General features: G+C 34.6%; 13 protein-coding genes. 7 read left to right on the top strand and 6 right to left on the bottom strand.

The window, feature by feature from the left end; translation table 11 throughout:
* The first annotated feature begins 169 nt into the window (after positions 1-169).
* The 4 genes from ACH2CJ_RS11230 to ACH2CJ_RS11215 all read left to right on the top strand — a co-directional run bounded on the left by ACH2CJ_RS11230 (position 170) and on the right by ACH2CJ_RS11215 (position 5,989).
* Positions 170-1,072 carry a hypothetical protein gene (locus tag ACH2CJ_RS11230; RefSeq protein ID WP_394992897.1) on the top strand — a complete coding sequence of 301 codons (903 nt, stop codon included), beginning with the start codon at positions 170-172 and terminating at the stop codon, positions 1,070-1,072.
* 45 nt (positions 1,073-1,117) lie between these two features.
* Positions 1,118-2,548, top strand: coding sequence for a multicopper oxidase family protein (locus ACH2CJ_RS11225; protein ID WP_394992896.1), 1,431 nt, complete (start codon positions 1,118-1,120; stop codon positions 2,546-2,548).
* Between the two features lie 12 nt (positions 2,549-2,560).
* Positions 2,561-4,801, top strand: coding sequence for a TonB-dependent receptor domain-containing protein (locus ACH2CJ_RS11220; RefSeq protein WP_394992895.1), 2,241 nt, complete (start codon positions 2,561-2,563; stop codon positions 4,799-4,801).
* Between the two features lie 102 nt (positions 4,802-4,903).
* Positions 4,904-5,989, top strand: a complete 1,086-nt coding sequence (locus tag ACH2CJ_RS11215; RefSeq protein ID WP_394992894.1) for a YncE family protein — start codon at positions 4,904-4,906, stop codon at positions 5,987-5,989.
* Positions 5,990-5,998: 9 nt separating this feature from the next.
* On the opposite strand, the gene ACH2CJ_RS11210 is transcribed toward ACH2CJ_RS11215, so the two are convergent.
* On the bottom strand, positions 5,999-6,496 hold the full coding sequence (locus ACH2CJ_RS11210; RefSeq protein ID WP_394992893.1) for a GNAT family N-acetyltransferase: 498 nt from the start codon (positions 6,494-6,496) through the stop codon (positions 5,999-6,001).
* A 49-nt stretch (positions 6,497-6,545) separates the two neighbouring features.
* Here ACH2CJ_RS11210 and ACH2CJ_RS11205 point away from each other — a divergent pair, with 49 nt between their 5' ends.
* Complete coding sequence (locus tag ACH2CJ_RS11205; protein WP_394992892.1) at positions 6,546-6,911, top strand: heavy-metal-associated domain-containing protein; 366 nt, start codon at positions 6,546-6,548, stop codon at positions 6,909-6,911.
* Between the two features lie 79 nt (positions 6,912-6,990).
* Here ACH2CJ_RS11205 and sucC read toward each other — a convergent pair whose 3' ends face one another.
* Positions 6,991-8,205: an ADP-forming succinate--CoA ligase subunit beta gene (gene sucC, locus ACH2CJ_RS11200; RefSeq protein ID WP_394992891.1), complete on the bottom strand. Its 1,215-nt coding sequence runs from the start codon at positions 8,203-8,205 to the stop codon at positions 6,991-6,993.
* Positions 8,206-8,423: 218 nt separating this feature from the next.
* Here sucC and ACH2CJ_RS11195 point away from each other — a divergent pair, with 218 nt between their 5' ends.
* Together ACH2CJ_RS11195 and ACH2CJ_RS11190 are read left to right on the top strand one after the other, a co-directional pair.
* Positions 8,424-9,074: an ABC transporter ATP-binding protein gene (locus ACH2CJ_RS11195; protein WP_394992890.1), complete on the top strand. Its 651-nt coding sequence runs from the start codon at positions 8,424-8,426 to the stop codon at positions 9,072-9,074.
* Positions 9,075-9,086: 12 nt separating this feature from the next.
* A complete protein-coding gene (locus ACH2CJ_RS11190; protein WP_394992889.1) occupies positions 9,087-9,869 on the top strand; it encodes a queuosine precursor transporter in 783 nt (260 codons plus the stop codon).
* Between the two features lie 53 nt (positions 9,870-9,922).
* Here ACH2CJ_RS11190 and ACH2CJ_RS11185 read toward each other — a convergent pair whose 3' ends face one another.
* The 4 genes from ACH2CJ_RS11185 to ACH2CJ_RS11170 all read right to left on the bottom strand — a co-directional run.
* Entirely contained in the window at positions 9,923-10,078 is a 156-nt protein-coding gene (locus ACH2CJ_RS11185) for a FeoB-associated Cys-rich membrane protein (protein ID WP_394992888.1), read from the bottom strand.
* The gene (locus ACH2CJ_RS11180) at positions 10,075-10,608 is read right to left on the bottom strand and encodes a YfiT family bacillithiol transferase (RefSeq protein ID WP_394992887.1); all 534 of its coding nucleotides are present in this window, start codon (positions 10,606-10,608) and stop codon (positions 10,075-10,077) included. The genes ACH2CJ_RS11185 and ACH2CJ_RS11180 overlap by 4 nt, the downstream gene beginning before the upstream one ends.
* Positions 10,609-10,666: 58 nt before the next feature.
* The gene (locus ACH2CJ_RS11175; protein ID WP_394992886.1) at positions 10,667-11,458 is read right to left on the bottom strand and encodes an inositol monophosphatase family protein; all 792 of its coding nucleotides are present in this window, start codon (positions 11,456-11,458) and stop codon (positions 10,667-10,669) included.
* 98 nt (positions 11,459-11,556) lie between these two features.
* Positions 11,557-12,996: DUF4139 domain-containing protein (locus tag ACH2CJ_RS11170; RefSeq protein ID WP_394992885.1), on the bottom strand; the 1,440-nt coding region annotated here is incomplete at its 5' end.

Here is a 12,996-nt window from a genome sequence, read left to right as displayed (position 1 = left end):
TTTGTGCAATTACAAAATTACTACTTTTGATGACATCCTGTGTTTTTATTCGTAAATCATTGATTATCAGTTAGTTAAACCCGAAACTCGCATTATTACTTCGCCTGCTGCGTACGTAATCAATGGAGAAAGTACGACTATCACGGTGATTGATTTAGCTTCTAATGTTGTGAAAAACACAATTGTTCTTGATAATTCTTCAATACCTCAAAAGTCAGGATATACAAGCACAGGTATTCAGTTTCCTCATCATATTTATCTTTCACCCGATGGTAAAAAGTTGAGTATTGGTGTTCCTGGTGTCGATTTGAGCGAAGGGCATTCGGGAAGCCACGAAAATAAAGGAAGAATTTTGATTGTAGATGCCAAAAATGGCAATATTTTAGCAAATACCGAATTGCCAAAGCCAAATCACAATTCAATTTTCTCGCCCGACGGCAAAGAAATTTGGACAACTTTGATGGAACATGAAGGCAAAACTTTGGTCTATGACGTTCAAACGATGACACTTAAAAATACTATTTTAGTGGGAGAAGAACCTGCCGAAGTAACATTTTCAGTCGACGGCAAATACGCATTTACAGCCAACGGAGAAGGAAACTCAGTTTCGGTGATAGATATTGATACCAAAAAAGTAATCAAAACAATTGCAGTTGGTAAAGAACCAGTTGGAGCTTGGATGGGTGTTGATGGGAATATGTATGTAGATAACGAAGTTAGTCAAACTGTAAGTGTGATAGATGTTGCGAAATTGGCAGTTGTCGAAACCATAGACTTAGGTTTCACACCTGGATATGTGGCTTATAATCAAGCACTTAATGAGGTTTGGGTGAGCAATGCACGACAAAGTTTTGTTTACTATTTTACTCGTGAAAATAATAAATGGAAAAAACAAGGTAGCATTCAAACAGGTTTAGATGCTCATGCTATTGCTTTTTCGAAAGATTGGAAAATTGCTTATATAACCAATCAAGGCAACCTCAGTCTTTCTGTAATAGATGTAGTAACACATAAAAAAATTAGAGATATTGAAGTTGGGCAAAAACCTAATGGAATTGTACTAAAAAATTAAAAATACAAGCTCAAATGAAATTGTATTCATAAATTGAATTTTAACATGGAACGTAGAACATTCATCAAAAAAAGTGCGATTGGCATAGTGGCAGGAAGTGCCTTGCTTGAAAGTTGCATGAAAGTTGAACCAGTACCTGTGAGCATGGCAAGTGATAATTTTAGTAATCTTTTAGGTTTTCCAAAGGTTATTCAAAATCCACAAGATTATGTTATGACAGCTAAAAGTACTTTGGCAAAAGTGAACAATAATGGCATGACAGAAATGCTAAGTTACATGGAAAATATGTCAACTGGTCCACTTTTTAAGATGCAAAAAGGACATGATTTTAGCCTTTTATTCAAGAATAATTTAGACGAACACACAAATATTCATTGGCATGGTCTGTTGATTCCAGCAAAAATGGACGGACACCCCAATGATGTTGTTCATGCCAATGAAAGTTTCAATTATCGTTTTACTGTCAATCAGCGAGCGGGAGCATATTGGTATCACCCACACCCACATGAAGCAACAGCTCGACAAACATACATGGGTTTGGCAGGGATGATTATTGTGAATGATGCCGAAGAAGCCGCATTAAAATTGCCATCTGGTGAACTTGAACTGCCTTTAATTATTTCAGATAAAAGACTGACTAACAACGCTTTACTATATAACCCTACGACAAATGAAGTGATGTCTGGCTACATGGGCGAAACGATAACTGTTAATGGAATTGCTTTCCCATTCACCGAAATTACAAATACAACTTACCGTTTACGTATTTTAAATGCCTCGAACGCTCGAATTTATAACTTAGCTTTTAGTAATAACTTACCTTTTACAGTAATTGGGTCTGATGGTGGATTATTAGAAAACTCTGTAAAAGTGACTTCCCTCCTACTTTGCCCAGCCGAAAGAATAGATATTTTGGTTGATTTTGGAAAGTTATCTCTTGGAGACGTTGCTTTTTTAAAATCAAATACTTTTCCTAACGGTAGTAAAGCACAAGGGCAAGAAGAATTTAGTTTGATGAAGTTTATAGTTAAAAAAACTGTTTCGGAAAATTATACAATTCCTGCACGTTTATCAACTATTGAGCGTTTGGCTATTTCGAGTAAAACACGCAATTTCAAACTTCAAATGAAAATGGGTTTGCGAATGACTCACCGAATTAATAATAAATTGTATGAATCTAATAGAATTGATGAAACAGTAAAAGCTGGAGATACTGAAACTTGGATATTCAATAATAGTAGTGATGAACCACACCCGATGCACATTCACGGAGTACAATTTCAGATTTCGGAACGAAGTGGAAACCGTGGAATTTTACCGCATGAAAAAGGTTGGAAAGATGTGGTTTTGTTGCTACCAAATGAGATAGTAAAAGTAACAATGAAATTTCCAGACAATAAAGGAAAATATATGGTGCATTGCCACAACCTCGAACACGAAGACGACGGCATGATGTTACAATTTGAAATAGTTTAAGTAAAAATGAAAATGAAAATTTTAATCAAAAATAATACTTTCTTGGTTTTAGTAGTGACCTTACTACTCAGTGTAAATTCGATTGCACAAAATGTTGTAGGTGTTGTATTAGACAAAAATAACGCAAAAGAAGAACCAATTATTGGGGCAACCGTCAATTGGATTGGCACAAAAATAGCTACTACAACCGATGCCGACGGTAAGTTTTCTATTCCACGTGCTAAAGCTAACAAGCTCATTATTAGCTTTGTAGGCTATAAATCTGATACTATTTCTATAAGCAATGAAACCGATTTGAAGATTTTCTTACAATCTGATAATCAGTTGCAAGAAGTTGTCGTTCGTAGTAGTTCGACCGCCATAGACAGAATGTCACCGATACATACCGAAATTCTGACTTCAAAGGCATTAGCTAAAGCAGCCTGCTGTAATTTATCCGAAAGTTTCGAAACAAACGCCTCAGTTTCAGTGAGTTATGCCGATGCCGTAACTGGTGCAAAGCAAATTCAACTCTTGGGCTTGGCAGGAACTTATGTGCAGATGAATGTAGAAAACATACCTTCGTTGCGAGGTTTGGCAAGCACATTTGGGCTAAACTATATTCCTGGCACATGGGTACAGTCAATTGATATTGGCAAAGGGGCTGGCTCGGTAGTGAATGGCTACGAGTCAATGACTGGACAAATAAATGTAGAGTTACAAAAGCCTGATTTATCTGAAAAAATCTATCTCAACACCTATGTCAATAGTTTAGGTCGAGGTGAAATAAATTTAAATTTGGCTCATAAGTTTAAAGGGAGTCCAAAAGCGGCTCGATGGTCGGTTGGTTTATTAACACATGGTTCAACAATGCAAACAACCATTGATAAAAACAATGATAACTTTTATGACTTGCCTCAATATACACAAGCCAATTTTATCAATCGTTGGAAATATCAATCCGATAAAATGGTAGCACAGTTTGGTATCAAATACTTGCACGATACTCGTTTGGGAGGACAAATAAACAAAAATCCATTGTCTTTAGATAATCTTATTTACAGGTTTTCAAATACAACCAACAGGGCTGAATTCTTTTCAAAAACAGCTAAATTGTATCAAACAAAGCCTTATCGAGGATTAGGATTGATTTTAAATGGCGTGATTCATGATTCAAAATCTCAATTTGGTTTTAGACCATATAACGGAAATCAGCAAACGCTCTACGGAAATTTAATTTATCAAGATATTTTTGGAAATACCAATCACTCTTATAAAACTGGGGTTAGTTTTTTGTATGATAAATACGACGAAAAATTTGCCGATTTAGTTTATCAAAGAAAAGAAATAGTTGGGGGAGCTTTTTTTGAATACACTTACAAATACCTTGATAAACTGACCGCAGTAGTTGGTTCGAGGGTTGATTTGCACAACATTTATGGTATAATTTTCACGCCCAGATTACATATTTTGTATAATGCTACCGAGAAAACAGCGTTAAGACTTTCGGTAGGAAAAGGATTTCGTACACCCAATCCATTTGCCGAATATTTTGGTAATTTGGTAAGTTCACGTACTGTAAGATTTTTAGAAACAATCAAACCCGAAGTTTCGTGGAATTATGGCATAAGTTTGACCAAAACTTTTGGCAAATCAACCTTGATAATTGACGCTTTTCATACCAATTTTCAAAATCAATTAATCGGCGATACCGAACATCCAAATTTCTTGTATTTTTATAATTCACAAGGTAGAAACTACGCAAATTCAGCTCAAATTGAGTTAAATTTAGTTCCGGTCAATCGCTTAGAGTTTAAAATAGCATACCGATATTCTGATATTTGGCAAACCTTAGGAAAATCACTAAACCAACAAATAACAGTTCAAAAAATGTTTATTCCACGAGATAGAGTTTTATTCAATGTTGGCTATGCACTACCTTTCGATAAATGGAAATTTGATGCAACTTTACAATATAACGGCGTACGAAGAATACCCAATTTATCACAAAACTATTCACATACGAGTTACGAATCTATGCCCATACAATTTGCTCCCGCTTTTGTAAATATCAATGCACAAATAACTCGCTCTTTCCGCAAATGGGATGTATATCTCGGTGTCGAAAATCTAACAAATTTTACTCAAAAAGCACCAATCATTACTCCTGAAAACCCTTTTGGCAATAGATTTGATGCAGGAAGTGCATGGGGGCCTGTGATCGGACGAGTGATTTATTGTGGTACAAGATATAAATTAGGCGGAAGACTTTGATAAATACTGAGCTTTAAAAGTCTATAATAATCTAAAAACAGTAACTTAATCTTATACTTGCAAGGTGAATTGATTCGTTGAATAAATAAAAAAGAATCATATATGAAATTAAGTCAAAAGAGTATATTTACTTTTAAAAGTATTATAATTAGTTTTATATGTGTTCAATCATTAACTTTTTCATGCAAAAAAAAGGAAATTGCAAATCCTGAACCAGTAGAAATAGATTATCCAAAGGCTTATGTTATCAATGGAGGAAGTAACGATATTTCGATTATCAATTTGAATGATTTAACTGTTAAAAAAATTATTCAATTGACCGATGTAGGACGTTTCCCGCATCATATTAATATATCTCCTGATGGAAAAAAATTAGCTATTGCTATACCTGAATTTGATTTTACACTTGGTCACGCTTTTTTGCATAATGCCACAAACAAAAAAGGTGGAATTGTTATAATTGATGTGCAAAGTGGAGCGACATTATTAAAAATTGCACTTCCAAATGCTAATTTTAATGCCGCTTTTAGCCCTGATGGATTAGAAATTTGGTCAGCTACATCAACTCATTCAGGTGAAATGTACGTTTTTAATGCCAACACAGGAGTTCAAAAAGCAAAGATTGCTCTCGGCTCAGATCCAAGTGAAGTAGTTTTTTCAAAAGATGGGCAATATGCTTTTATCGCTTTAGGCGAAAGTAGTTTTGTGTACGTTTTAAAAGTTAGTACAAAGGAAATCATAAAAACAGTAAAAGTTGACCCGTATCCAACAAATATATGGGCAGGAAATGACGGTAAAATGTACGTTGAAAACAAAGTTTCATTATCAATAAATATCATTGAGACTAAAAATTTGACTGCAACCGAATTTATTGATGTAAATTTCAGACCTGGGCAAATAGCTTATAATCAAACACTTAATGAACTTTGGATTTGTCAATCTGGAGAAAACAAAATTGCCTTTTTTGAAAGAAAAAATAATACAAATGCGACTCCTATTTGGGTATTAAAAGGAAATATTGAAACAGGCGATGATGCTCATGCTGTTACTTTTTCGAAGGATGAAAAGAAAGCCTATATTGTCAATCAAAAAGGCAATACAGTTTCAGTAATTGAGGTAGTAAAACATCTAAAAATACAAGATGTAAGTGTTGGTAAGCAACCAAATGGAATAGTTTTAAAGGAATAACTTTTTCAATTAAAGTTCTTTTTTAAAAAATCGGTTATCAACAACCATTCTTGGAAATTTTGCAGGTAGCTCACTTTCATCAATTAAATAAAATCCTTTTTTGACATAAAAAGCTTGAGCAGCAAGCAAAACATCTTTTGTACCAAGATAAAGTGCATTTAAATCATTAAGTCTTGCATGATTTTCGAGAGTTTCGAGTAAAATACTGGCAATATTTTTCTCTTTTCCACGATAATCAGCACGAACAAACATTTTTCTGATGGTACCGAAATTATAACCAACGTCAATTAAGGCTATTGTGCCGACTAGTTTTTTAGAATGATTATCTATTGCACACCAAAAGTTTCCATTATTCGATTGATAAAAACTTTCGATAGTTAATAAATCTGGTTGATCAGCTAAAGTAATTTGAATATTAAATTCATTTTGTTGAATATTTAAGATCAATGAAACAATATCATTTGTTAAAGTATTGTTAAACGGAACTATCTCTATCAAAGTTTGCATTATAGTATCAGAATTATCAAATAAATTATTAAATATAAACAGATTAGAAATGAAAAAAATCGCATCAATTTTAGTTATTTTATTAACTATCAGCAATTTAGCAATAGTAGGGCAACCATTTGCTGAGCCACCAAAAACTGCTGAAATAAAAATCAAAACATCGGCTATTTGCGGAATGTGCAAAAAACGCATCGAGCGTGATTTGGGTGTTTCTAAAGGTATTGTTAATTCAAACTTGGACTTAAAAGACAAAGTTGTAACGATAACTTACAATACAAAAAAGACAAGTCCTGAAAAAATCAAGCAAGTTATTTCTAAAATTGGCTATGATGCCGATGAGATAATTGCTGATCAAAAATCGCACGATGCTTTACCTGATTGTTGTCAGAAAACTTCTACCATGCACGTAGATTGATTTAGCATTGAAAAGCACCAATAAAAATGCCTGATAAATTAAATCATCAGGCATTTTTATTAATTTTATGTCAAAAAAATTAGTCGTTCAATACTTTCTCAACTAATTCTGCTGCTTCTTTCAAAACAATTGCTGAATAAACTTTCAAACCTGAATCGTTGATAATTTTAGCACCTTCGGCAGCATTTGTACCTTGTAAACGAACAATAATCGGAACCGGAATTTCGCCAATAGCCTTGTAGGCCTCAACAACTCCATTCGCAACACGGTCGCAACGTACAATTCCACCAAAAATATTAATCAAAATCGCTTTAACATTTGGGTCTTTCAAGATAATTCTGAAACCTGCTTCTACTGTTTTAGCATTTGCTCCACCACCTACGTCCAAGAAATTAGCAGGCTCACCACCAGCTAATTTGATGATGTCCATCGTAGCCATTGCCAAACCAGCACCATTTACCATACAACCTACGTTTCCGTCAAGTTTTACATAGTTCAAGTCACTTTCTGAGGCTTCTACTTCCAATGGATCTTCCTCTAATTTATCACGCATTGTCGACAAATCAGGGTGGCGATAAAGAGCATTATCATCTATATCAACTTTTGCATCAACTGCTAATATTTTATTATCAGAAGTTTTCAAAACTGGGTTGATTTCAAACATCGAAGCATCTGATTCAATATAAGCTTTGTAAAGTGAGCCTACAAACTTAACCATTTCTTTGTTTGCTTCGCCAGACAAGCCTAATTTATCCGCAATTTTACGAGCTTGAAACGCCTGTAAACCAACACGAGGGTCAATCCACTCTTTGAATATTTTTTCGGGCGTATGCTCTGCAACTTCTTCAATATCCATTCCTCCTTCGGTAGAAGCCATTATTACATTACAGCCTTTCGCTCTGTCGAGCAAAATACCCATATAATATTCTTTTGGCTCACTATCGCCTGGATAATAGGCATCTTCAGCAATAAGTATTTTGTTTACTTTTTTGCCTTCTGCACCAGTTTGGATAGTAACAAGCACATTTCCAAGCAAATTAGTAGCAATTCGTTCTACATCATCAGCAGATTTTGCTAACTGAACGCCTCTTTGAGTTGTACCAACAATACTACCTTTTCCACGTCCACCTGCATGAATTTGTGATTTTACAACGGCAAACTTAGAGTTTGTCATTTCGGCAATTTGTTGATAAGCCGCTACTGCTTGCTCTGGTGTTTCGGCAACGATTCCTCGTTGGATTCGGACACCATAACGGCTCAATATTTCTTTACCTTGATACTCGTGAACGTTCATGTAAAGTAGGATTTTTTTAAGTTTTAAATTTTTTGCTAAATTAGTGAACAAAAGTGAAATTACAATTATCAATTATAAGTTAATTGCTAAATTGATATAATAATACAAGAAATAGCCCATTTATGCAGCATAATCATTAATTTTATGCAAGTATTATCTAAAACTTTTTTATAACGAATTAAATATAGGCGATTCAGTAAAATCATAGCCACAGAAATATGCTCATCGCAAAAAACATCAAAAAAAATTACGGAAATCTACAAGTGTTGAAAGGCATTGATTTAGAAATTAGCCAAGGCGAAATCATTTCGATTGTAGGTGCTTCTGGAGCTGGAAAAACCACTTTACTGCATATTCTTGGTACTTTAGATAAAGCAGATTCGGGAGCAGTGTTTCTCGGAGATATTAATTATAACTCATTGAAAGACAAAGAGTTAGCAAAATTTAGGAACGAAAAAATTAGTTTTATTTTTCAGTTTCATAACCTCATGCCTGAGTTTACAGCCGTAGAAAATGTGTGTATTCCTGCTTGGATTAATGGAAAAAACAATGCACAAACCACCCAAAAAGCAGAAGAAATATTGACAATGCTTGGTTTGGAAGAGCGAATCAAACATTTTCCTTCAGAGCTTTCAGGCGGCGAGCAACAGAGAGTTGCCGTGGCAAGAGCATTAATAAATTCTCCATCAGTTATTTTTGCTGACGAACCAAGTGGTAATTTAGACTCTAAAAATGCTGAAGAATTGCACCAAATGTTTTTTGAATTGAGGAAACAATTTAATCAGACATTTGTTATAATTACGCACAATGAACAATTGGCAAATATGGCAGACCGAAAATTAGTCATGCAAGACGGAATGATTATTTAAAACAAAACATTTATGTCTGATTCTATCAAATCTAAAAAACAGACGCTTTACTTAATTTTGTGTGGCATATTTTTGACTAATGCCATTGTCGCAGAAGTGATTGGGGCAAAAATATTTTCGGTCGAAGCAACCTTGGGAATTGCTCCCTTACAAATTCCACTTTTTGGTCGTAAATTCGACTTCAATATGTCGGCAGGTGTGCTAAACTGGCCTTTTGTTTTTATCACATCCGATATTATTAATGAATATTTCGGCAAAAGTGGCGTAAAAAAAATCTCTTACTTAACTGCTATTCTCATTGCTTATTCGTTTGTTATTATTTATGTTTCCACGATTGTTTCTCCTGCCAATTTTTGGGTAAATCATAATAATAGAGACTCTTCTGGACAGTTTTTAAACATCAATGAAGCGTATGGAATTATTTTTAGGCAAGGTTTGGGTATAATTTTAGGTTCGATTACAGCCTTTTTAGTTGGACAAATACTTGATGCAACCGTTTTTCATTGGTTGAGAAGATATACAAATAACAAGATGATTTGGCTAAGAGCAACTGGTTCTACGTTGATTTCGCAGTTGATAGATAGTTATGTAGTTGTATTTATTGCCTTTTATCTTTTTAATAATTGGACATTGACAGAAGTTTTAACAACGGGTTTCAATAATTATGTGTATAAATTTATTGTTGCCATTCTGCTAACACCGCTTATTTATTTGGCACATAATCTGATTGACAAATACTTAGGAAAAGAACACGCCCACCAAATTATTGATGAGGCAACTTTTACACCAATGTAAACTAACTCAGTTCAACCCTCTCCAAATTAAGGGGGAGTTAAATTGAATTTCTATTATTTTTTCACCTTTTCTAGGCTAATATTTGTTTTACAAGCACCCGCACAACTGGCACAACCCGATGATTTTGCAGAAAATTGTTTCCTGATAACACCGCCTAAATAAATCAATGCTCCCATAAACACAATGCCGATAATAATATTTTCTATCATTTCAATGCTTGAATAATGTGTTGATAATGATGCTCCGAATGCCAAGCATACAAGGCTATTACTTCTTTTATTTCGAAAGACTTTTGGTAACCTCCATGATAATAAGTCTTCTTTAAATCTTGCTTATTAAGGTTTTTAAACAAAAAAACCATTCGTTTATGCAATCCTTCGATAATCTGCAAAGATGGCTTAATTGGCAGTTGATGGTCAGGCAATAATGCCCAAGCTGCTTCATCGTAGCCTTTGATTGGTGGATTTTCTTCGGTCAAAGCAAAACGAATGCGTGTAAACATATTGATATGACTATCTGCAATGTGATGAACTACCTGACGAACCGTCCATCCATCGGGTCGATAAGGCGTATCTAACTGACTATCAGTAAGTTTTGAAGTTAATGTCTTTAATCTTTGTGGCAATTTGTCTAAAACTTTGATGTGCGAACGAGTATCTGCACTTGAATACTTTTTACCATATTCAAAATCGCCGATTGGGTATTTAAGCGGTTCGCCGCCCGATGCTTCTAAATCCATGAGTCTAATGAGTGAATAATTGATTTTTGCATGATAGAATAAAGAACTCAGAACTCTATTACTTCCAATAACGTTGAATTTCTGCCAGCAGTTCCGCATGAACGTTCGAACCTACTACTACATCGCCACCAAAAAGATGATTATCTCCACCCGAAAAATCAGAGGCAAAACCGCCTGCTTCGGTTACTAATAAAATCCCTGCTGCCATGTCCCACGAATTAAGATTATATTCATAAAACCCATCAAAATATCCACAGGCTGTATAAGCTAAATCTATGGCAGCCGAACCCATTCTGCGTAATCCATGAGTTTTTTGCATCAATGACTCTAAAATCAATAAATACTTATCTTGATTTTCAAATTTATAATAAGGAAAACCAGTTGCCAATAAACTTTCGCCTAAATGCTGAATCGGTGAAACTTGAATCTTTTCTCCATTACGAAATGCTCCTCCACCTTTGGTTGCCGAGAAAATTTCTTTGGTACAAACATTATAAACAACACCAACTAACACATCTTTCCCGTGAGCTAAAGCCAAACTTACTGAATAGTTAGGTAAACCATGAATAAAATTAGCTGTTCCGTCAAGCGGGTCAATTATCCAATTCAACCCTTCTATGTCAGAGGTTTCAGCAGTTCCTTCTTCGGTGATGAATTGAGCTTCAGGAACTATTTTTCTTAGATACGTTACAATTAGCTTTTCAGTTTCCTTATCGACATAAGAAACCACATTGTTTACATCTTTATATTCGACAGAAGAACGTTTAAACTTTGCCGATTCTTGGGCGATAAATGCCCCAGCCTCTTGAGCAACTTCGATTGTTTGTTGGCAGATTTTTTCTAAATTCATATTTTGAGATTGGAGATAAAGGATTTGAGATTTTGAATGAAAGAAAATGAAAGGTTTAAAAAATATTTTTTTAAATCCAGTATCTCCAATCTTATATCTTAAAGTCCTTGAATATTTTTACCTTTTGGATATTTTACATTGTATTTCAACAAAACTTCTTTGTTTTCTTGTGGTTGCAAAGTCAATTTCCAAGTAAGTTTACCATTTTCTCGGTTAAAATCTGCTCCTTTTGCCTCTTCCAATTCGACTTCTATGCGGCTATCTTGCGAAATTGGCACTTGGTCTTCCAAAATAATATTGATAGCTTCGCTTTTAGTATTTCTAAGTGTAATTCTATAGCCAAAAGATTCTCTAATATTTGATCCTACATTTTTTCTAGACTTAAACTCTTCAATTATTTCACGCTTTGAAATAATTCTTTTATCACGACCCAAAGAAATTAATAAAGAATCTTTAGCTTCGCCACCTGCAATGTCGGATTTACCAACGAATGTTCCTTCAAAATAAATATTGGCTGTGCCAGGAAGTAGATTGTATTTTTCCCAGTCAGTAATTATTGCTGTCAAGAAAGCATCTTTATCGTATTTTGGTACAACATAATATCTATAACTTGCTGGTAATGAATGGTTATGAATATCAACCATCTCGGCATTGCCTCCCGAATTGATATTGTATGGCAGAGAAATTTCAAAATTTACAGCTAAAGTCGTTTGAACTGTACTTACAAATGATGCACTTGTGACTACATCTGGTTGTGTATCAATAACCTCCATCGACATCGCCTGTGGGGCATCTACGCCCATCGTCATTTTTCTTGCATTTTTGATTTGCATCGCAATTTGCTCATTAATATTTACATATTGGGCCACAAGTTCGGGTTTTGTTCCACCTTCTGCTGGATTTGCAGTTGAAAGTGTCAATTTTATATTTTTCCAATCAATGCCTGTATTTTGATAAACATTGGCTTTGTATGCCAACTCTATATTACTTTTTACATCTTTTGCACGAATGTCGTATACAGGCGACCAACCTGCACTGTTGGCAATATAACTAAGATTTAATTCAATATTTGAAAATGCTTTGGCAGTTAGAGTAAGTTCGATTTCTCCCGCAGGTTGATTAAGGTTAGTACCTTGAGAAGTAAGTTGTTTCTGAAAACGAGCAATTTTTTCTTGTAAATCTTTCGATTGGCGTACCAATTGCATTTGTCGAGTACCTATTTCAGTTAGTTTTGTACGAAAGAAATCTAACATTTCTTTCAAATCTTCGGGTGTTGCACCGTCTTTTTCGTTTTTCACATTGGCATTTGCCATGAGCATTATTCGCTCATTTTCTGCAACTTTTACCAAAACATCTACTGTTTCGAGTTCAGCTTTAGCCATTTTAAGAGAATCTTCCAAGACACTTCTTTTTTTATTTCCCAAATAGTTTTGCTTAAATTTTACACCCATAATTACTACGTCGCCCTTCCCTCCTATTTGAATACTATTGGCATCGGCAGTCGATGCTACATTTCCTATTAGTAACTTTGTTGTACC

The organism is Emticicia sp. (assembly GCF_043780375.1).
In the GTDB taxonomy this organism is placed as follows: domain Bacteria; phylum Bacteroidota; class Bacteroidia; order Cytophagales; family Spirosomataceae; genus Emticicia.
This window is presented reverse-complemented; position numbering and strand designations above follow the sequence as displayed.

Excerpts from the sequence above, each read along its gene's own strand:
- ACH2CJ_RS11175 (WP_394992886.1), bottom strand. The coding sequence starts at position 11,458 with ATGAATTTAGAAAAAATCTGCCAACAAACAATCGAAGTTGCTCAAGAG.
- ACH2CJ_RS11210 (WP_394992893.1), bottom strand. The coding sequence starts at position 6,496 with ATGCAAACTTTGATAGAGATAGTTCCGTTTAACAATACTTTAACAAAT.
- ACH2CJ_RS11180 (WP_394992887.1), bottom strand. The coding sequence starts at position 10,608 with ATGGATTTAGAAGCATCGGGCGGCGAACCGCTTAAATACCCAATCGGC.
- ACH2CJ_RS11190 (WP_394992889.1), top strand. The coding sequence starts at position 9,087 with ATGTCTGATTCTATCAAATCTAAAAAACAGACGCTTTACTTAATTTTG.
- ACH2CJ_RS11185 (WP_394992888.1), bottom strand. The coding sequence starts at position 10,078 with ATGATAGAAAATATTATTATCGGCATTGTGTTTATGGGAGCATTGATT.
- ACH2CJ_RS11195 (WP_394992890.1), top strand. The coding sequence starts at position 8,424 with ATGCTCATCGCAAAAAACATCAAAAAAAATTACGGAAATCTACAAGTG.
- ACH2CJ_RS11220 (WP_394992895.1), top strand. The coding sequence starts at position 2,561 with ATGAAAATTTTAATCAAAAATAATACTTTCTTGGTTTTAGTAGTGACC.
- ACH2CJ_RS11225 (WP_394992896.1), top strand. The coding sequence starts at position 1,118 with ATGGAACGTAGAACATTCATCAAAAAAAGTGCGATTGGCATAGTGGCA.
- ACH2CJ_RS11205 (WP_394992892.1), top strand. The coding sequence starts at position 6,546 with ATGAAAAAAATCGCATCAATTTTAGTTATTTTATTAACTATCAGCAAT.
- ACH2CJ_RS11215 (WP_394992894.1), top strand. The coding sequence starts at position 4,904 with ATGAAATTAAGTCAAAAGAGTATATTTACTTTTAAAAGTATTATAATT.
- sucC (WP_394992891.1), bottom strand. The coding sequence starts at position 8,205 with ATGAACGTTCACGAGTATCAAGGTAAAGAAATATTGAGCCGTTATGGT.